We start from the raw sequence: 18769 nt of genomic DNA, 5'->3' as shown, positions 1-18769 counted from the left end.
GCTCGTCGCAACCGATCCAGCACGGGGGGAACCCATCCCATGAGCACCATCATCGACATCTATGCCCGAGAGATCCTCGACAGTCGCGGCAATCCGACCGTCGAGGTCGACGTCACGCTTGAGGACGGCTCGACAGGCCGCGCCGCTGTGCCCTCGGGCGCCTCGACCGGCATCCACGAAGCGCATGAGCGCCGCGACGGCGACAAGGCACGCTACATGGGCAAGGGCGTGCTTGAGGCGGTCGCCGCCGTGAACGGCGAAATCGCCGAAGCCATCGTCGGGTTCGATGCCACCGAACAGGAAGCCATCGACGGCGCGATGATCGAACTGGACGGCACCGACAACAAGGGCCGCCTGGGCGCCAACGCCATCCTCGGCGTGTCGCTGGCCACCGCCAAGGCGGCGGCGGAATTCACCGGCCAACCGCTATTTCGCTATGTGGGCGGCACATCGGCGCGGGTTCTGCCGGTGCCCATGATGAACATCATCAACGGCGGCGAACATGCCGACAACCCCATCGACATCCAGGAATTCATGATCATGCCGGTGGCCGCGGAAAACATCCGCGAAGCCGTGCGCATGGGGTCCGAAGTGTTCCACACCCTCAAGAAAGAGCTGTCGGCGGCAGGCATGTCCACCGGGCTTGGCGACGAAGGCGGCTTTGCCCCCGAACTTGGCAGCACCCGCGACGCGCTCGATTTCATCCTGAAATCCATCGAAAAAGCCGGCTACACGCCCGGCGACGACATCATGCTCGCGCTCGATGCCGCGTCCACCGAATATTACAGCGGCGGCAAGTACGAGATGAAGGGCGAAGGTCTGTCGCTGACCTCGCAGGAAAACGTCGACTACCTTGCCAAGCTCTGCGCCGACTATCCCATCCTGTCGATCGAAGATGGCTGCGCCGAAGACGACTGGGACGGCTGGAAGCTGCTGACCGAAAAGCTGGGCGCGACGGTGCAGCTGGTCGGCGACGACCTGTTCGTGACCAACCCCGCCCGGCTGTCCATGGGCATCGAACAGGGCGTGGCGAATTCGATGCTGGTCAAGGTCAACCAGATCGGGTCCCTGTCCGAAACCCTGCGGGCGGTCGAAATGGGCCACCGCGCGCGTTACACCAATGTGATGTCGCACCGGTCGGGCGAAACCGAGGATGCGACCATCGCAGACCTTGCCGTCGCGACCAACTGCGGCCAGATCAAGACCGGCAGCCTGGCGCGGTCCGACCGGCTGGCCAAGTACAACCAGCTGATCCGTATCGAAGAGATCCTTGGCGACACGGCGATCTACGCGGGCAAATCGATCCTGCGCTGAACGGTCGGTCCTGGCGCCCTAAAATTTTTAGATAAAAATTTTAGGGCCGGCGGCGAGGTTGCAAAAAGCGGGGCGGTCGCCGGGTGGCGCCGCCCCTTTGCCTGTCCCGGATGCCGGGGTCAGGACGCCGCCTTTTCCTCGACCGTGTCCGCAAGCTGTTCGGCGCGCGCGGCCATTTCGGCCAGCGCCTCGGCCAGACCTTCGGGCAGCACGGGCACCTCGACTCTGACCTCGACAGGGACTTCAACGGGGACTTCAACGGGAACTTCGACCTCGACACGCTCGGGTTCCGGCGCGGTGGCCCCGGCGGCCACGGAACCGCTCCCGGATTTCGCGCGCAACTCTCCCAGCTCGTCGGTCAGCTCGCCGATGCGGTCGTCGGCGGCGCGCAGCCGGTCTTCCAGCCCTGCCGTCTTGTCGGCCAGCATCAACCCGGCCATCAACAGCATCCGCCCCTCGGGCATCCGTCCGATCTGGCTGACCAGCACATCCGCTTCGTTGTCGAGCATCCGCGCGGCGGTGAGAAGATATTGTTCCTCGCCCTGCTGGCAGGCCACGTCAAAGCTGCGCCCGCCGATCTTTATCTGTACCTCCATCTGGCTCATTGCACGGCCTCCTCGGGCATGGGAATCCCTGACACCTCGGACAGCACCGGTTCAATGGCGTCAAGCACGGCGCGGACCTCTGCCCGTTCGACCGAGCGGTCGGCGCGCAGCGATTCCAGTTCGGCCAGCATCGCCTGATTGATCAGATGCGGCTCGCCCAGCCCGGCCTGCAGCGCGGCACGCAGCTGTTCGCAGGTCTTGCGCAGCATGTCGTTGGACAGCCGCAGGCGCGACAGCTCGGCATCCAGATCGGCCATGCTTTCGCGTTGCGCGGCAAGCTGTTCTTGCAGCGCCGCATCGGGGACCGGCGCCGCCGGGGCTTCGGACAGGCGCGCGTTCAGGGTCCGGTTGCGCTCTTCAAGCTGGGCGTTGGCCAGCTTTTCCTCTTCGAGAAGTTCGCTGAGGCGCGCCACTTCGGCGGCGCTTGTGCCATCGTCCGCCGGGGCGGGGCCGGTATCCTGTGCTTGGGGCGTTTCAAGCTCCGGCTCTGGCACGGTCTCTGGCACGGAGTCCGGCTCAGGGTCTGGCACCTGCGCCGTCAGCGGGCCAAGCAGGTCTACCCCTTGCGCGATGCGGTCAAGGGCCCGCACCATACGCCCTTGCAACTCGTCGATTTCGGTCATCAAGCCCTCGTCTCGTTCTGCTCTCGGGGCCTTTTGCAAGCCGGCAGGCCAAGTGCCCGCGCGAATCGCGTTCGCCCCGTTTGGTCCTAGTCTAGCAAGCGGCAGGGGAAATTGCGCCCCTTTGATCCTTCGGGCTCCAGACCGGCGCCGCAGGCGCTCGAAAACCGCCGTTGGTGGCGCCAACACTTGCCATTCCGGGACACCCTGCCTATTCCCGAACCGCAATACTCCTGGGAGAGAGAGGACGCACCCCGTGGATATCAAGGCCCTATCCAAAGCCCATCCCGACCACTGGATGCGGGCAGCCGCCATCCGTGCCCTGACGCTTGACGCCGTTGCCGCCGCCAACAGCGGCCATTCGGGCATGCCCATCGGCATGGCGGATGTCGCCACAGTGCTGTGGTCGAAGCACATGAAATTCGACGCCGCCAACCCGACCTGGCCCGATCGCGACCGGTTCATCCTGTCGGCGGGCCATGGCTCGATGCTGCTCTATTCGCTGCTGTATCTCGTGGGCGATGCGCAGATCACGCTGGACGAGGTCAGGAACTTTCGCCAGTGGGGCGCGCGCACGGCCGGCCACCCGGAGAACTTCCACGCCGACGCCATCGAGATGACCACCGGCCCGCTGGGTCAGGGCATCGCGCATTCCGTCGGCTTTGCCATGGCCGAGGAAATCCTGCGCGCCCGTTTCGGCAAGCAGGCACAGGACCACCGCACCTGGGTGATTGCGGGCGACGGCTGCCTGATGGAGGGCGTCAGCCAGGAGGCGATCACGCTGGCGGGGCGGTACGAACTGAGCCGCCTGACGGTGTTCTGGGACAACAACGGCATCACCATCGACGGCAAGGTCTCGCTGTCGGATCGCACCGATCAGGTGGCACGCTTCAGGGCCGCGAACTGGCATGTTCAGGAAATCGACGGACACGACCCGGTGGCCATCGACGCCGCCATCGAAGCGGCCAAGGCGGTCACCGACAAACCGTCGATGATTGCGTGCAAGACCCACATCGCGCTGGGGCATGCGGCGCAGGATACGTCGAAGGGCCATGGCGCACTGACCAATGCCGAGCAGAACACCGCCGCCAGGGACGCCTGGGGCTGGGTCTGTGGCCCGTTCGAGGTGCCCGAAGACGTCAAGTCGTGGTGGGAAGCCGCCGGATCGCGCGGCGCCGCCGAGCGCGAGGCCTGGGAGGCCCGCATGGCCGGCATGTCAGAGCGCAAGCAGGCCGACCTGTCGCGCGTCTATGCGGGCGATGTGCCCAAGAAACTGTCGGCGGTGATCCGCGCGCTCAAGAAACAGAACTCGGAAGCGGCGCCCAATGTGGCGACCCGCAAGGCGTCCGAGATGGTGCTTGAGGTGGTGAACCCGGTGATGAGCGAAACCGTGGGCGGCTCTGCCGACCTTACGGGGTCGAACAACACCAAGACCGGGGACATGGGCGTCTTCGATATCGACAACCGCAAGGGGCGCTACGTCTATTGGGGCATCCGCGAACACGGCATGGCGTCGGCGATGAACGGCATGGCGCTGCATGGCGGCATCCGGCCCTATGGCGGGACCTTCATGGCGTTCACCGACTACGCCCGCCCCGCGATGCGTCTTGCCGCGCTTCAGCGAATCCCCACCGTGTTTGTCATGACCCATGACAGTATCGGCCTTGGCGAGGACGGCCCGACCCACCAGCCGGTCGAACATCTTGCGATTTCGCGCGCCACGCCGAACACCTTCGTGTTCCGTCCCGCCGACATCGTCGAGACCGCCGAAGCCTGGGAAATCGCGCTGAGCCAGAAAGCCACGCCGTCGGTGCTGTCGCTGACGCGTCAGAACCTGCCGACGCTGCGCACCCAGCACAAGACCAACAACCTGACGGAAAAAGGCGCCTATGTGCTGGCCGACTCGGACGGCAAGCGTCAGGTGATTTTGCTGGCGACGGGGTCCGAGGTCGAGATCGCCGTCGCCGCGCGCGACGTGTTGCAGGCCGAAGGCATCGGCACGCGGGTGGTGTCGATGCCCTGCTGGGAGCTGTTCGAGGCGCAGGACGAGGCCTATCGCCGCAAGGTGCTGCCTGCGGGTCCGGTGCGCGTGGGCATCGAGGCCGCCACCCGGTTCGGCTGGGATCGCTGGCTGATGGGCGAGCGTGGCAAGGAAGCCAAGGCGGCATTCGTCGGGATGACCGGCTTTGGCGCATCGGCCCCGGCGGAAACGCTGTATGAAAAGTTCGGCATCAGCTCCCAGGCCGTGGTCGCGGCGGCAAAGGGGCTTCTTTGATGTTATGCGCCAAGGCGGGGGCCAGCCCCCGCGCCCCCGGAGTTTAGGGGCAAGATGAAGGGAAGGCGGTGGCTCCGGGGGGCCGCCGCCTTTCTTTTTATGCGGGTGTCTTTTTGGTGAAGATACCGAAAAGCGGGATGAGCAGCTTTGTGGCGATCGGCACAAGGATCACGCCCCAGATCAACCCCAGTACGAAGTCGATGACGGCGGTGACCAGCCACAGCGCGCCGGCGGCCAGATTTTCCGGCACGGCATGCGCGACGGTTTCGGCAATATGGTGGATGGTTTCCTCGGGCATGTGCCAGCCCATCTGGGCCAGGGAATGCACGATGATCGACCCGCCCACCCAGAGCATTGCGGCCGTACCCACGATGGTGAGCGTCTTCATCACCCAAGGCATCGCCTTGACGATGAATCGTCCGGTTCGCCGCGTGGCGGCAAGGCGCCCGACACGGGCGAGCCAAAGCCCGACGTCGTCGGCTTTGACGATCAGCGCCACGGCGCCATAGACCAGCGCGGTGATGCCGACGCCGACCAGCACCAGGACCGCCGCCTGAATCCACACCTCGGGGGAGTCGATGGTCGACAGCGCAAGCGTCATGATCTCGGCCGAGAGGATGAAGTCGGTCTTGATCGCCCCCTTGACCTTTTGCTCTTCGAGGTGGGCCGGATCCTTGATGTCGTGGCTGCCGTCCGGCCCCGGCGTGTGATCGTCATGCGGCATCATCACATGCAGGATTTTCTCGGCGCCTTCGAAGCACAGATACGACCCGCCCATGATCAGCAGCGGCGGCACGACCCAAGGTGCGAAGGCGGCCATCAGCAGGGCGGCGGGCAGCAGGACAACGATCTTGTTGAAGAGCGAGCCGCGCGCGATCTTCCAGATGATCGGCAGTTCGCGCGCCGGCTGAAAGCCCTGAACGTATTTCGGTGTCACCGCCGCGTCATCGACCACGACGCCCACCGCCTTGGACCCGGCCTTGGCCGCGTTGCTTGCGATGTCGTCGACGGAGGCCGCCGCGACCTTGGCGATGCCCGCCACGTCATCCAATAGCGCCAGAAGCCCGCTCATGTGTCTCTCCGAAAATAGGGTCTGGCAGACAGTAGCGGGCCGGGGCGCATGATCAAGGCGCGCCAGGCACGTTCGTTGCTGCGCAGATGTTAGCGCAACCCAAAAGTTTATCGCTAACACTCTGTCACTGTTAGCGTTTTCGACCTTGGCAACCTTGCATACATCGGTATGCAGATCAAAGGTTTTGTCAGACAGGAGAGCCATTCAATGACCGTCACCGTGGGGATCAACGGTTTTGGCCGCATCGGCCGCTGCACGCTTGCCCATATCGCCGAAAGCGCGCGCAACGATGTGCAGGTCGTCAAGATCAACGCGACCGGGCCGATCGAAACCTCGGCCCATCTGCTGCGCTATGACAGCATACACGGACGTTTTGGCGGCACGGTCAAGGTGGTGGGCGGGTCCGCGCTGGATCTTGGGCGCGGGCCGATCGAGGTGATGTCGAGCTATGACGTGGGCGCGCTGGACTGGACCGGATGCGACGTGGTGCTGGAATGCACCGGCAAGTTCAATGACGGCGACACGGCGGTGCAGCATATCCAACGCGGCGCGAAATCGGTGCTGATCTCGGCGCCGGCCAGGAACGTGCAGAAGACCATCGTTTACGGCGTCAACCATCGCGATCTGGTGCCGGGCGACGTGATGATTTCCAACGGGTCCTGCACCACCAACGGGCTGGCCCCGCTGGCCAAGGTGCTGGACGAGGCGATCGGCATCGAATCGGGGATCATGACCACGATCCACAGCTATACCGGCGATCAGCCGACGCTGGACCGGCGTCACGACGATCTGTACCGCGCGCGGGCGGCAGCGATGGCGATGATTCCGACATCCACCGGCGCAGCGAAGGCGATTGGCGAAGTGCTGCCCAATCTCAAGGGCAAGCTGGATGGGTCGGCGATACGGGTTCCGACGCCGAATGTGTCTGCGGTGGACCTGACCTTTCAGGCCGCACGCGACGTCAGCGTGGCTGACGTAAACGAGATCGTGCGTGAAGCCGCCGCTGGACGGATGGGGAGCGTATTGGTATACGATCCCGAACCGAAGGTCTCTGTCGATTTCAACCATACGACAGCAAGTTCGATTTTTGCGCCCGAACAGACCAGAGTGGTTGGTAAACGCACAGTTCGTGTGCTTGCATGGTATGACAACGAGTGGGGCTTTTCCGCCCGTATGGCCGACGTGGCAGGAGCCATGGGCCGTCTGCACCACTGATCCACCGGATCACGAAAGCGGGCAACGGGCACACCCCACACGGAGGGGCGGCGGAGGGGAGACCGCCGCCTCTCGCTATCTGCACCGCGCCGCTTGTCGGACCCGCGCGGCTGCTTTTCCCGGGCTACGGCGATGCCGCTATGTCAGCTTGGCGATCCAGGCGGCAAACCCCGCCATGAAGCTTGCGAGAAACTTTTCGGTGCCGTCGTCGGCCAGCCTCCCCTGCCCGTCGAACAGATCGGCGATGCCGCCGATATAGGCCTCGGGCTGCTGCATCGGGGCGGCGTTGAGAAACACCAGGCACTGACGCAGGTGATGATTGGCACCAAAACCTCCGATGCCGCCGGGCGATCCGGTGACGATGGCGGTCGGCTTGCCATCCCAGATGCTGCTGCCATATGGGCGTGATCCGACGTCGAGCGCGTTCTTGAGGTTGCCGGGCACCGAGCGGTTGTATTCCGGCGTGACGAACAGAACCGCATCCGCGCGCGACACCGCCTTGCGAAACGCGGTCCAGGTCTCTGGCGGCGGGCCTTCATCCAGATCCGGATTGTAAAGCGGCAGATCACCGGTCTTGACGAAGCTGAATTCAAGCCCGTCCGGCGCGAGCCGCGCCAGCTCACAGGCGAGTTTGCGGTTGAACGATCCCTCTCTGAGGGAGCCGACGAGGACTGCAACGTGCTTGGACATGGGGGCCTCCAATCTGTATGCGCCTAAAGATAGGCTGCTCTCGATGACTGCGGGATACGCAAATCCGCACCGATACTGCGCGGCAACGGACAGAACCGCAGCGCTTGCCTGGTTCCGAACCGGAGCTGTTCCAACGCGCCGCCCAAAGTTGCCGTAACGTCACAGGTCGACACTCGCGCGATATGTGTGTATTTCTCCACCTCTTGTCCCTTCATACGAGCTCACCGTGATGCGCGCCTGTGTTGTTGCCTTGTCCATACTGCTTTTGCCCGCCGCGCTGCCCGCGCAGGCGCTGACCGTTGCGTCGATGACCCGCAATGACGAAATCCGGTATACGGTGAACGATGCGGCATCGACCACACTGACCTTCGAACTTCCCGACAGCACCGGCGGCTATGCAAATTTCGGCGGCTATGTGAAATGGTCGACGCTGGAAAACGGGCGCAAGGATGGTCGCGACGGCCTGGGCATCTGTCTGGAATGCGGCTACAGGGGCGGCGGGTGGTCGCTGGGCTCCTACATGTCGGAGGCGCAGACTGTCACCGTGAATTTCGGAGAGTTGCGCGACACGGTCCATGTCTGGGTCCGCGCGACCCATGGTCAGGGCACCGCAAGCTACGGATCGCTGCCCACGCTCCTCGCGGCCCCCGCAGTGGTGGCCACACCTGCCGCGGTGCCGGTCCCGGCCGCAGGGGCCTTGCTACTGGGCGCGCTGGCCCTGCTGGGCTTTGGCCTGCCGCGCCGCCGTTCGGCCTAAGGTTACCGATCTCACAAGTCCGCGACCAGGTGCGCAGTACGGCGTGGTGTACGGATGCGACAACCTTGTCGTCGCGCCTGTCGTATCGCCTGGCGGCCGCACGGACGTGCTTGCGTTTGTCAGGAAACCTCGCGACCTGATTGCGCGGCCTGCAAGTGGTCAGGTCGACCCCAGATATGTTGACCCGTTTCAGCGTCGGACGGATGTTGGCGATGGCATGGCGCGCGCTCAAAGCTTCACGCAGCGCGTCACAGTCATGAGCGCGGTCTGCCGACGGTGTCGGTTCTGCTGCCTCGCCGAGCGACCGTCGCGAGCCTGTCTTTCGGTCAGTCTCAACAAGATCGGACCGACGATCGCATCCACCAGCGCGTGGCTTTTGGGGTCACGCCAGCCCGCGCGACCGGATCGGCCTCCATTTTCCGGTCGTTGGTTCCGTGCTGGTGACCCCGGATGGATGCGCTGAAGTCACCATCATAATCCTCTGGGAAAGCTTGCAAAAGCATCGACCACGTTCCGACCCTGCGCCTTCGGTTGCAGCGGTTCGGACATGTTGTATGCGGGCCATATCGACCTGGAATGCTGGCCCAGGGCGCCCCCGTTCGAAGCCACCAAAAGAGTCCTTTCAGAACCCGCCGATCATCTGCGCGATTAGCGCCCCATGACGTCTGCGCCGGCATGGGCTGGATCACAACTCGGCGTTTCTGGGAATGCGGTCAATGGCTGTGTGACCCAAGCATCCGCCCGCAGGCACCAGCCCGCGGGACCAATGCGGCGGGCTCGGCGCGCCAGGTCGGCGACACTCTCCCTCGGGCATTTTGCGGTCCGAGGGACCCCGCCTAGCCGGCGCGGCGCAGCGCCAGAACCGCGTTGAGCCCCCCAAAGGCAAAGGCGTTCGACAGCACCGTGTCGACCTTTGCCTCGCGCGCCACGTTTGGCACCACGTCCAGCGCGCATTCCGCATCCGGTTCTTCGTAACCGATGGTCGGGGCGATGACCCCGTCGCGCAGCGCCATGATGCAGGCCAGCAATTCGACCGCGCCGGTGCCACCGATGCAATGGCCGTGCATCGCCTTGGTGGACGAGATCATCACCCGGTCGGCCTGCGCCCCCAGCGCATCGGCGACGGCGGCGCATTCGGTCTTGTCATTCGCTGCCGTGCCGGTGCCGTGGGCATTGATATAGCCGACGTCTTCGGGCGCGATCTGCCCGTCGCGCAGCGCACCGGTGATGGCCCGCGCCGCGCCCTGTTTCGATGGCATCACGATGTCGGACGCATCCGAGGTCATGGCGAACCCGACCACCTCGGCCAGTATCTCGGCGCCGCGCGCGCGCGCGTGTTCGTAATCCTCGAACACATAGACGCCCGCCCCCTCGCCCTGCACCATACCGTTGCGGTTGGCGGAGAACGGACGGCAGGCGTCCTTGGACATGACGCGCAGCCCTTCCCAGGCCTTTACCCCGCCGAAGCACAGCATGGATTCGGACCCGCCTGTCACCATCACCGTGGACGAGCCCGAGCGTACCATCTGAAACGCCAGCCCCATCGCGTGGTTCGACGACGCGCAGGCGGTGGCGACGGTAAAGGTGGGGCCGCGCAAGTTCATTTCCATGCTGACATGGCTGGCGGCGGCGTTGTTCATCAGCTTGGGCACAACAAGCGGGTGAACGCGGTTCTTGCCCTCTTCATAGACCGACCGGTAATTGTCGTCCTGCGTGTTCAGCCCGCCCCCCGAGGTGCCCAGCACCACCCCCGAGCGGTCGGCCAGATCGCCGTGAAATTGCAGCCCCGACTGCGCCACGGCTTCGCGCGCCGCCAGCAGCGCAAACTGGGTGAACCGATCATACAGCACCATCTGCTGGCGGTTGAACACGTCGTCGGGGCGATAGCCCTTGACCTGGCCCCCGATGCGGATCGCCAGACGCTCGACATCGCGGAATTCCAGCTCGGAGATGCCGCAACGGCCCTCGCGCATCGCCTCCAGCGTCTGGGCGACGTTCCGACCCAGCGCATTGATCGTTCCCGCGCCGGTGATGACGACGCGTTTCACGTTGCCTGCTCGGCGATCAGCGTTTGCACGCCCGCAATGATGCTGCCGACGTTCGAGATGTCGAAGTCGCTCTGGTCGGGTTCGTTGGCATTGAATGGCACAGAGATGTCGAAGGCTTCCTCGATGGCGAAGATGCATTCCACAAGGCCAAGGCTGTCAATGCCAAGATCCTCCAGCGTGCTGTCCAGCGTGACGTCCGACGGTTCAAGCACGGCCTGTTCCGCGATAATCGCGATGACACGGTCCTTGACACTCATGGCGCGGCGCTCCCTCTTCCTCGCATGTGCAGCGCCCGTTTACCGGCCCTCGACAAGCTTGGAAACCGCTTTCTTCAGCTCTGCAAACTCGCGCATCATGCGCGGCAGGCGGCGCACCGCCTTGTAGCTTTCCACATTGGCGTCCATCTTGGTGGCGGGGTAGCCCAGCATGGCGCGCCCCGCCGGCACATTGGCCATCAGCATCGTGCCCGCCCCGGTGATCACGCCATCGCCCACGGTGATGTTGTCGACCACGCCGGTCTGCCCGCCCAGCACGACGTTGTCGCCCAGCCGGGTCGATCCGGCGATGCCGACCTGACCGCACAGCAGACAGTTGCGCCCCACCACGACGTTGTGGCCGACCTGCACAAGGTTGTCGATCTTGGTCCCGGTGCCGATGACGGTGTCACGCACGGTGCCCCGGTCGATGCAGGCGTTGACGCCAATTTCCACATCATCGCCAATGGTCACCCCGCCCAGCGAATGGATGCGCGCCCAGGCCTGCGCGTCCGGGTCGCTTTCGCGACCCAGGGTTTCGCGCACCTTTTCCACGCCCGAGGGTTCCGGCGTGACATAGGAAAACCCGTCGCCCCCGATCACCGCGCCCGGCTGCGCGATAAAACCCGCGCCGATGGTGACCCGCGCGCCGATCCTGACACCGGCGTGCAGCAAGGCGCCCGGTCCGATCACCGCGCCTTGGCCGACGTGGCATTGCGGGCCGATCACCGATCCCGCACCGACGTGCGCCCCGGCCCCGATGACGGTAAACGGCCCGACCGACACAGCTTTGCCCAGTTCGGCACCGGGGTCGATCACGGTCAAGTCATGGATACCCCGGTGGTAGCCCTGCCCCGAATCCATCATCGCCGACAGCCCCGACAGCGCGTGGCGCGGGCGTGACGCCAAAATCGCCGCGCGCAGCCCAAAGGACCGCCAATCCGCCCCCTGCCAAAGCATCCCGGCCCGCGCGGACCCTTGCGGGATCTGCGCCGCAAAGTCCGGTTTCATCGCCAGGGCAAGCTGGTCCGCCCGCGCCAGCGCGGGTTCGTTCACGCCGCTGACAAGGATCGACGTGTCGCCGACAGCCTCAAGCCCAAGCGCGGCTGCGATCTGTGCGATGCTGTGTGACATTGGCCCTCCGGAATGGTCTGCCGCAGGGTTTAGCTTTGCACGCCCTCCAATGCCACCCCTGCCGCCGAAAGCGCACGCCACAGTTTTGCATCCCGCCCGTAGACATCTGCCCGATAATTTACATGCCCCCTGGCCTGGGTAAAGGCCGTGCGATAGATCAGATGCACCGGCACCGGCTGATCCAGATTGACCCGCGACTCGGCGCCGGTGCGCAGACGCTGTTCGAAATACCCCTGCGGGTCGTCGACCTGCGGGGCCAGCAGCGCATAGGCGAAATCCTTGGGGTCGCCAAGACGGATGCACCCGTGCGAGAACGCGCGGACGTTGCGCGCGAACAGATGCTTTGACGGCGTATCGTGCAGATAGATGTTGTATTTGTTGGGAAACATGAACTTGACCTGCCCCAGCGCGTTCTGAGGCCCCGGCGGCTGCCGCATGGCATAGGGAAAGCTGGCGGCGGAGAACTGCGAAAAACCCCGCCCGCGATTCACCCGCTGACCGCGGCTGTTGGTGATCTCGAGATGCGATACGGCGCCGGGATTGCGCCGCAGCAGCGGCAGGTATTCATTCACGATGATCGAGCGCGGCACATACCACGACGGGTTGATGACCATGAATTCCATCACGTCCGAAAACTCGGGCGTTTGCCGGTCGGGATCCTGGGCGCCAACGACCGAGCGCGTCTCGTAGCTGACCTTGCCACCGTCGACGATGCGCGCATGATAATCGGTAAGGTTCACGAGAACGTGCCGCTGTCCCAGCCCGTCGGGCAGGTTCATCCACCGCTCGCGCTCCATGGCCACAAGCACGGATTTCAGCCGCTCTTCGGGAGCGATATTGACCGCAGTCAGGGTCGACGCCCCGGCCACACCATCCGCTTCCAGCCCGTGATCGGACTGGAAGCGCACCACCGCCGCCGTCATGCGCGCATCATAGACCGCCGAAAGCGACGGCGCGAGATAGCCCATTCGGCTCAGCCGGTCACGCAGGGTCACGACCCCGGGGCCGGTCTGGCCCGGCTCCAGCTTGCCTTCGCGGATCGTGTCGCCCCACCCGCCGCGTGCAATGATGTGCTGCAGTTCGAACCTGGCGCGCATCAGCCGCGCATATTCCGGGCTTTGCGGCGCAAGCGACCCCAGGACGATACGCGGGTCTTCGGCCTCCAGTCGGTCTAGCAGAACGCGGGACGACAGGCGTTGCGGCCCGCGCTTGATGCCGCTGTCCACCTTGCGCCCGTCAATCAGCCCGCCGTTCAGCGCGTGCGCAAAATCAAGATATGCACGGCTGAGCGCGATTTCGGCAAGACCGCGCTCCCGATCCGTGCGCGCCGCGCGCAGTTGCGCCACAAGCGCAGATGGGGCAAAGCGCGCCCGCGGAAGCCCGTGATCCGACGCGCCTGCCAGTGCCTCGATCAGCGCGGCGCGCCGGATAGCGGCAGCCTCGCCCGGTGCAGTCCAGAGCGGTTCGAACCCGCGTTCGCGATAAAAGCGCGCCATTTCGGCATCGTCCGACAGCGATTCGGCGACAGCCTGCTTGTAAGCGGTCAAAGACAGCGTCTGCGCCTGGACCGGCGTGACCGAGCCCATCCATCCGGAAACAAGGGCAAGCGCCGCGCCGGTTTTCAGCATCCTCAGACAACGCTTGCGTGTCGAACCCATGTCCATGTCTCTAAACCATCTTGTAAAAGGTAACGAATTCAATGAATTTCATCCTCCAAGGGCGCCTGTCCATTCACATTTGGGCCAGCGTCGAATTTTGTCGGACCACGCGGCGTATCTGCATCGGCCCTGAAACCGATTGGCGCGAAAACGCCAAATGAGGCTCCGCTTTTGCGCGAAACTTCGCCGAAACTTCTTGTGTGTAACATGAGTGCAGAATTGCCACTTTTCGGATAACGCTTCGATATGGCATACGGTTCCTGCATCTGGGGAGATGGCAGAGCCGTCCAACGAGGCGGTAAAACAGGTACAGCGACTAACGGGACAGGCGCTTCACATGACTGGAACTTCCGCACGCGGCCTTACGCGCCGCGGCCTTCTTGGCGCATTTGCAGCAACGATCGCAACCGCGGCACCAACCTACGGCAATGCCGCGGGGTTTCTGCGCGGAGCAGGCGACATTCGCCGGATCAAGATGTATTCAAGCCGAACCGGTGAAAAGATCGATATGATCTACTGGATCGAAGGCGACTATATTCGGGAATCTCTCGACCAGATCAACTACTTCATGCGCGACTGGCGCACGAATGACGTGAAATCCATCGACGCACGCACGGTCGACATCATGACCGCCGCGCACAACCTGATGGATTGCACCGAACCCTATATGTTGATCTCGGGCTATCGCAGCCCCAAGACCAATGCCATGCTTCGATCGCGAAGCTCGGGCGTTGCGAAAAATTCGCGCCACCTGCGCGGCGAAGCCGCCGACCTTCACCTGAATTCGCGCTCAGTCAATCAGATCGCCAAGGCAGCCGCCGCTTGCCGTGCTGGCGGTGTCGGGCGCTACACCGGGTCAAGCTTTGTTCACATGGATTGCGGCCCGGTTCGCAACTGGGGAAGCTGACGGCACGACCGCATTTGCCGACGTTCAGATGCTCTTGGCGAGACAACGCAGATAAAGGCGCCCGGTTCCCGGACGCCTTTGCGTTTTTCGCACCCCGGCCCGCGGCGGCTCAGCGCATCCGGCGCAGATAGGTCCAGGTCGCGACCTTGGCATTGCGCGCCACGGAAAACGCCTCGGCATCGCCGATATATTCAAACCCCGCATTGGTCAGCACCCGCGCCGAGGCCGGGTTGTCCTGAAATACGCTTGCAAACATCGTCTCGGCCCTGAACGGATTGGCGTCGATAAGCACCTTCACCGTTTCGGACGCAAGCCCGGTGTTCCAATAGGGCGGCGCGACCCAATAGCCGATCTCGCACTGGGACGTGTCGACGGGCCTGATCGAGACCACGCCCATGACCTCGTCCGCCCCCTGCCCGGCGCCGTCCATCACCCACACATCCTCTTCGCGGTCGGGATCAGCGGCGCGGGCGATAAAGCTTTCGGTTGTTCCGGGCGGCAACGGGTGCGGAATCGACGTGGTCATGCGCGCGAGGCGCTCATCGCCCGAGTAAAGCGTGATCAGCCCGGCATCGGATCTGCGCAACGGGCGCAGCACAAGGCGGTCCGCTTCGATCACCTGCTGCGCGCGCGCATCCGACCCGGACTGCGCCCCGGCGGGCATTTTCAAACTGTCGAGACTCATGTGCACACTCCTCTGATGCACGTCGGGGGTGGCGCGTCCTCCTCCGAAACGCCGAAGGGGACCGGCTTGACGCCGATCCCCCAGATTTTGTCGTTCCGTGAGGTCGGCTTATTCAGCGGCCTCGGCCACCGGCAGAACGGACACGAAGGTGCGGCCCTTCAGGCCCTTGTGAAAGGTCACGGCCCCTTCGCCAGTTGCGAAGATGGTGTGATCCTTGCCCATACCGACGCCCGCGCCCGGCCAGTATTTGGTGCCGCGCTGACGAATGATGATGTTGCCCGGAATGGCCGCCTGGCCACCATAGAGCTTTACGCCGAGGCGGCGACCTGCGGAGTCGCGGCCGTTACGGGACGAACCGCCTGCTTTTTTATGTGCCATGGGTCAGTCTCCTTGAATCTCAGGCGAGGGATTTGGCTTGATCAACCCACTCGGGCTTCACCTTGACGGCCTCGAAAGTCTCGGGGTCGACAGCGGCGAGCGCGGCGTAGGTGGTGATGCCAGCATCGTTCAGCTTCTTGGCGGCGGCGGGGCCGACACCGGTGATCTGCGTCAGGTCGTCGCCAGCAGCGGCCGGAGCGGCCGAAACGCCGCCCGATCCGACGGCAGCCTTGACGCCGGTCGCATCCGCGCCCGAGGCGAGGATTTCGGTCACACGCACAAGCGTCAGCTTCTGGCGGTGGCCTTTGGTGCGCTGCGAGCTGTGCTTGCGGCGACGTTTGACGAAGTGGATGACCTTGTCACCCTTGATCTGATCGACGATCTCGGCCTGCACGGCGGCACCGGCCACCAGCGGCGCGCCGACGGTGACAGCATCACCCCCAAGCATCAGGATGTCGTTGAACTGTACGGTTTCACCCGCGTCTGCGGCCAGCTTTTCCACGCGCAGGATGTCACCTGCCTGGACCTTGTACTGCTTGCCGCCGGTTTTCATCACCGCGAACATTTTCGTCTTCCTTCGTTTGCCGCGTTCTTTGGCGCCCAAACCGGGCTTTCCGGGACATCCCGCCTTCGAACAGCGCGCCCTTCCGGGGCGGTCATTGTCACTGTGTCAGACATGTCTTCACGACATCTCAATGATCGGAAACCGGGCCACATGTGACCCGGTCGAGCCGGGCTTATGCGGGGTCGTGCGTCACTTGTCAACCCGCGCACGCAGGGCCGCGGCTGGCCGGCGCGACAACGCAGAGGCGCAAAGACGATTACAAATCCTGCCCCTTCATCTGCCCCGCAGCCGCCAGACCCAGGGCATAGGAGATCTGGGCATACATCCCGTTGAACCCCGCAAAAAGCGCCCGGGTCATCGCCTGCCCCTCCGGGGACGATGACAGGGCAACGTAATCGGCAAGCTCATCGTCCGACAGCGGACCGTAGGCCATCAACAGATAGGAATACAGCCATTCGCGGGAATCGGCTCGCGTCTCAGGCTCTTGCGACCAGACCTCCGAAACGATCTCGCTCTCGGTCATCTCGATCGCATCGCCGTCCGCAAGGCCAAGATAGAACGCATAGCTTGCGTTGAGCGCACCGACAACGTTGGATTCGACCAGATCGTTGCCGTCCACAAACCGCTCGATCAGCGCCAGGCGCGGGTCCGCCGCGCCGTCCAGACCGCGAAACGCATCGCGCGCCGCCTCCTCGACCGGATCCTCGATCATCGCGGCGCGCGCGGACAATTCCAAGGACACGACTTTCTCACCCGTCTCGCTGCCAAAGAACGCCAGCAGAGGCGCAGGATCGGTGGTGCCGAAGCTCGCGGCGAATCCGGCGCGCACCATGTCGGCCATGGCATCGGTGTCGTAGATGGTGCGCACGGCGGCGTCCCACGCAGGGCTGACGCCCCCCGGCAGCAGATCGACGCCCATTTCACGGCCATAGGCAATCCCCTCCTCACGCATGATCTGCACGATTTCGGACAGGCCAAGCCCCTCAAGCAGCGCCCCCACAGGTTCGAGCGGGTCCGCAGGCAGGCTCGTCGGGGCAAAGGCTGCGAGCAGCGCGGGCGCAACAAGGCGCAGGTGCATGAAAGATGTCCTCAGCGTGACACGGGTCATCGTAAGCCTAAGCCCGACGCGCGGATTTTCCAAGCCCGCAAGGGGCTTGGGTCGGGTTTTGCGCAACTCCGCGATTTTCTTTCAAATTCCCTGTTGCGCCTGCCCGACAGGAAAGCTAAACGGCGCTCCACGATCCCCGCGGAGAGGTGCCGGAGTGGTCGAACGGGGCGGTCTCGAAAACCGTTGACCCTGCAAGGGGTCCCAGGGTTCGAATCCCTGTCTCTCCGCCATTTAGCATTGATTTCAAATGGTAAATTGGCATTGAATGGCTCATACCCGCCAAACTACCCGCCAAGCTAGAAACGCTTGAACACAACAGTTTGCGACATGCCTCCCTGACAGGGGACACCCCCTGTTTTTGAGAGCTTATCGCACACGCAGGAAGTTGCGCGGTTTCCAGCCCTTAGATGTCAGAGATTTTAACCGCCCCCGGTTAAAATGCTGAACTGCGGACGCGCGCAAGAGAAGGGGTGTTCGGTTTGTCAGCGGCTTGGATGTCTAGTTTTGACTACCCTCCGATTAAAATGCGAGGGGGTGGTCGCGGGCAAACCTGACGGCCTCGTGCGTCTGCAACGTTAACACTGGCGCGATACCGGTACGGGTCAGCCTTGCCGCTCTGCCCGCCAACGCGCCCAACGTTTGTGCATGGCCTTAAGGATGCGCTCTTTACCTTCGAGAGTCGTCGGGCCGGTGGATACACCGCCATGCAGCCTTCACCGGCGTTTGCCCGGTTCGGATCTGGCGCGTTTGCGGATGTCTGCGAGGTCTTCGCCGCTCATGTAGTAGCGCCTCTTGGCTTATCGGCTGCGGAAAGCCGCGCGCCCGTAACCACCCCGAGATGACCCTACTGACACCCTGACAATACCTGACAAAAGGGGGCTTATGTCAGGTATTGTCAGGTCGTCGGGTGGTCACGTCGCCCGTGTCCTCGGGTTCACGTCACGGCATAGACAACCCTTGGCTTGCCGCCGGTTTCCTCGCGAAAGCGCATCACCCAGTCGGCCTGTTCCAGCACGTCGAGTGCCGCTTGCACCGCATTCGCCAGTTGCAGCCCCGCTAGCCCCCGGCGCTGGATGTCGCGCGCGGTGAAGCTCTGCCAGTCCTCGGACCGGATGACATCGGCAATGCGCCGTGCGTTGCGGATGTCGTCGGGCGGAGATGCCGCGCCATAGGCCCGGAAGGCGTGAAGCCGCAGGTGCCCGCCCACCAGGTGACAGGCGCGCGCGATGTGGCCCGAGCCGATCTTGTCAGGATAAGGCGCGCCCGCCTCTGCCGCCCAGTCGAGATGGGCGAGCACGCCCGCCACCCGCACCGCAAGCCCCGGCATCTTGCCGATATGCCCCTTGAACAAGCCGGTGGCCTCGGCTTCCCAAGCCCGGCATTGCTGGCGAAACCCTTGCAAGGCATCCGCCGCCGCATCGCTGAACACGATGTAGAACGGGCGTTTCACGCCGCTGTCATCCCGCGCCGCCCCAAGGCTGCGC

At 64.1% G+C, this 18769-nt stretch carries 19 protein-coding genes and 1 tRNA gene; 6 read left to right on the top strand and 14 right to left on the bottom strand.

Annotated features, from left to right (window positions below; genetic code table 11):
* Nucleotides 1-39: 39 nt before the first annotated feature.
* Nucleotides 40-1314, top strand: coding sequence for a phosphopyruvate hydratase (gene eno / locus ATI53_RS14060; RefSeq protein ID WP_009505138.1), 1275 nt, complete (start codon nt 40-42; stop codon nt 1312-1314).
* 119 nt (nt 1315-1433) lie between these two features.
* Here eno and ATI53_RS14055 read toward each other — a convergent pair whose 3' ends face one another.
* Together ATI53_RS14055 and ATI53_RS14050 are read right to left on the bottom strand one after the other, a co-directional pair.
* On the bottom strand, nt 1434-1919 hold the full coding sequence (locus tag ATI53_RS14055; RefSeq protein ID WP_111550666.1) for a cell division protein ZapA: 486 nt from the start codon (nt 1917-1919) through the stop codon (nt 1434-1436).
* On the bottom strand, nt 1916-2542 hold the full coding sequence (locus ATI53_RS14050; RefSeq protein ID WP_009505140.1) for a hypothetical protein: 627 nt from the start codon (nt 2540-2542) through the stop codon (nt 1916-1918). The genes ATI53_RS14055 and ATI53_RS14050 overlap by 4 nt, the downstream gene beginning before the upstream one ends.
* Nucleotides 2543-2795: 253 nt before the next feature.
* Here ATI53_RS14050 and tkt point away from each other — a divergent pair, with 253 nt between their 5' ends.
* A complete protein-coding gene (tkt, locus tag ATI53_RS14045) occupies nt 2796-4814 on the top strand; it encodes a transketolase (protein WP_111550665.1) in 2019 nt (672 codons plus the stop codon).
* 97 nt (nt 4815-4911) lie between these two features.
* Here tkt and ATI53_RS14040 read toward each other — a convergent pair whose 3' ends face one another.
* Nucleotides 4912-5886, bottom strand: coding sequence for a DUF808 domain-containing protein (locus ATI53_RS14040; protein WP_009505142.1), 975 nt, complete (start codon nt 5884-5886; stop codon nt 4912-4914).
* 207 nt (nt 5887-6093) lie between these two features.
* Here ATI53_RS14040 and gap point away from each other — a divergent pair, with 207 nt between their 5' ends.
* Nucleotides 6094-7101 (top strand): type I glyceraldehyde-3-phosphate dehydrogenase, encoded by a 1008-nt coding sequence (gap, locus tag ATI53_RS14035; RefSeq protein WP_111550664.1) that lies wholly within the window; start codon nt 6094-6096, stop codon nt 7099-7101.
* A gap of 138 nt (nt 7102-7239) precedes the next feature.
* On the opposite strand, the gene ATI53_RS14030 is transcribed toward gap, so the two are convergent.
* On the bottom strand, nt 7240-7791 hold the full coding sequence (locus ATI53_RS14030; RefSeq protein ID WP_111550663.1) for an NADPH-dependent FMN reductase: 552 nt from the start codon (nt 7789-7791) through the stop codon (nt 7240-7242).
* Nucleotides 7792-8041: 250 nt separating this feature from the next.
* On the opposite strand from ATI53_RS14030, the gene ATI53_RS14025 reads away from it, so the two are divergent.
* The gene (locus ATI53_RS14025; protein ID WP_146609929.1) at nt 8042-8548 is read left to right on the top strand and encodes a hypothetical protein; all 507 of its coding nucleotides are present in this window, start codon (nt 8042-8044) and stop codon (nt 8546-8548) included.
* A 332-nt stretch (nt 8549-8880) separates the two neighbouring features.
* Here ATI53_RS14025 and ATI53_RS24415 read toward each other — a convergent pair whose 3' ends face one another.
* From ATI53_RS24415 to ATI53_RS14000, 5 genes are all read right to left on the bottom strand, one after another.
* The gene (locus ATI53_RS24415; RefSeq protein WP_146609928.1) at nt 8881-9225 is read right to left on the bottom strand and encodes a transposase; all 345 of its coding nucleotides are present in this window, start codon (nt 9223-9225) and stop codon (nt 8881-8883) included.
* Between the two features lie 159 nt (nt 9226-9384).
* Nucleotides 9385-10596, bottom strand: coding sequence for a beta-ketoacyl-[acyl-carrier-protein] synthase family protein (locus tag ATI53_RS14015; RefSeq protein WP_111550662.1), 1212 nt, complete (start codon nt 10594-10596; stop codon nt 9385-9387).
* A complete protein-coding gene (locus ATI53_RS14010; protein WP_009505148.1) occupies nt 10593-10853 on the bottom strand; it encodes an acyl carrier protein in 261 nt (86 codons plus the stop codon). Before ATI53_RS14010 ends, ATI53_RS14015 begins: the two co-directional genes overlap by 4 nt.
* A 39-nt stretch (nt 10854-10892) precedes the next feature.
* Nucleotides 10893-11984, bottom strand: coding sequence for a UDP-3-O-(3-hydroxymyristoyl)glucosamine N-acyltransferase (locus tag ATI53_RS14005; protein WP_009505149.1), 1092 nt, complete (start codon nt 11982-11984; stop codon nt 10893-10895).
* 29 nt (nt 11985-12013) lie between these two features.
* On the bottom strand, nt 12014-13648 hold the full coding sequence (locus ATI53_RS14000; protein ID WP_111550661.1) for a L,D-transpeptidase family protein: 1635 nt from the start codon (nt 13646-13648) through the stop codon (nt 12014-12016).
* Nucleotides 13649-13979: 331 nt separating this feature from the next.
* Here ATI53_RS14000 and mepK point away from each other — a divergent pair, with 331 nt between their 5' ends.
* Nucleotides 13980-14549, top strand: a complete 570-nt coding sequence (mepK, locus tag ATI53_RS13995) for a peptidoglycan L,D-endopeptidase MepK (RefSeq protein ID WP_009505152.1) — start codon at nt 13980-13982, stop codon at nt 14547-14549.
* Between the two features lie 109 nt (nt 14550-14658).
* Here the strand turns inward: mepK and ATI53_RS13990 are convergent, their stop codons facing one another.
* From ATI53_RS13990 to ATI53_RS13975, 4 genes are all read right to left on the bottom strand, one after another.
* A complete protein-coding gene (locus ATI53_RS13990; RefSeq protein WP_009505153.1) occupies nt 14659-15234 on the bottom strand; it encodes a GNAT family N-acetyltransferase in 576 nt (191 codons plus the stop codon).
* A 108-nt stretch (nt 15235-15342) separates the two neighbouring features.
* On the bottom strand, nt 15343-15612 hold the full coding sequence (gene rpmA / locus ATI53_RS13985; RefSeq protein ID WP_009505154.1) for a 50S ribosomal protein L27: 270 nt from the start codon (nt 15610-15612) through the stop codon (nt 15343-15345).
* A 19-nt stretch (nt 15613-15631) separates the two neighbouring features.
* Nucleotides 15632-16177, bottom strand: a complete 546-nt coding sequence (gene rplU / locus ATI53_RS13980; protein ID WP_009505155.1) for a 50S ribosomal protein L21 — start codon at nt 16175-16177, stop codon at nt 15632-15634.
* Nucleotides 16178-16433: 256 nt separating this feature from the next.
* Nucleotides 16434-17255: a DUF2059 domain-containing protein gene (locus ATI53_RS13975; RefSeq protein WP_111550660.1), complete on the bottom strand. Its 822-nt coding sequence runs from the start codon at nt 17253-17255 to the stop codon at nt 16434-16436.
* Between the two features lie 170 nt (nt 17256-17425).
* Here ATI53_RS13975 and ATI53_RS13970 point away from each other — a divergent pair.
* A tRNA-Ser gene (locus tag ATI53_RS13970) sits at nt 17426-17515 on the top strand.
* A gap of 704 nt (nt 17516-18219) precedes the next feature.
* On the opposite strand, the gene ATI53_RS13965 is transcribed toward ATI53_RS13970, so the two are convergent.
* The coding region (locus ATI53_RS13965; RefSeq protein ID WP_146609930.1) for a DUF3987 domain-containing protein at nt 18220-18769 on the bottom strand (550 nt) is incomplete at its 5' end.

The sequence above is a fragment of the Salipiger aestuarii genome, from assembly GCF_003259905.1.
GTDB classification, from domain to species: Bacteria; Pseudomonadota; Alphaproteobacteria; order Rhodobacterales; family Rhodobacteraceae; genus Salipiger; species Salipiger aestuarii.
Note: the sequence above shows the minus strand (reverse complement) of the source record. Positions and strands in the feature narration are given on the sequence as shown.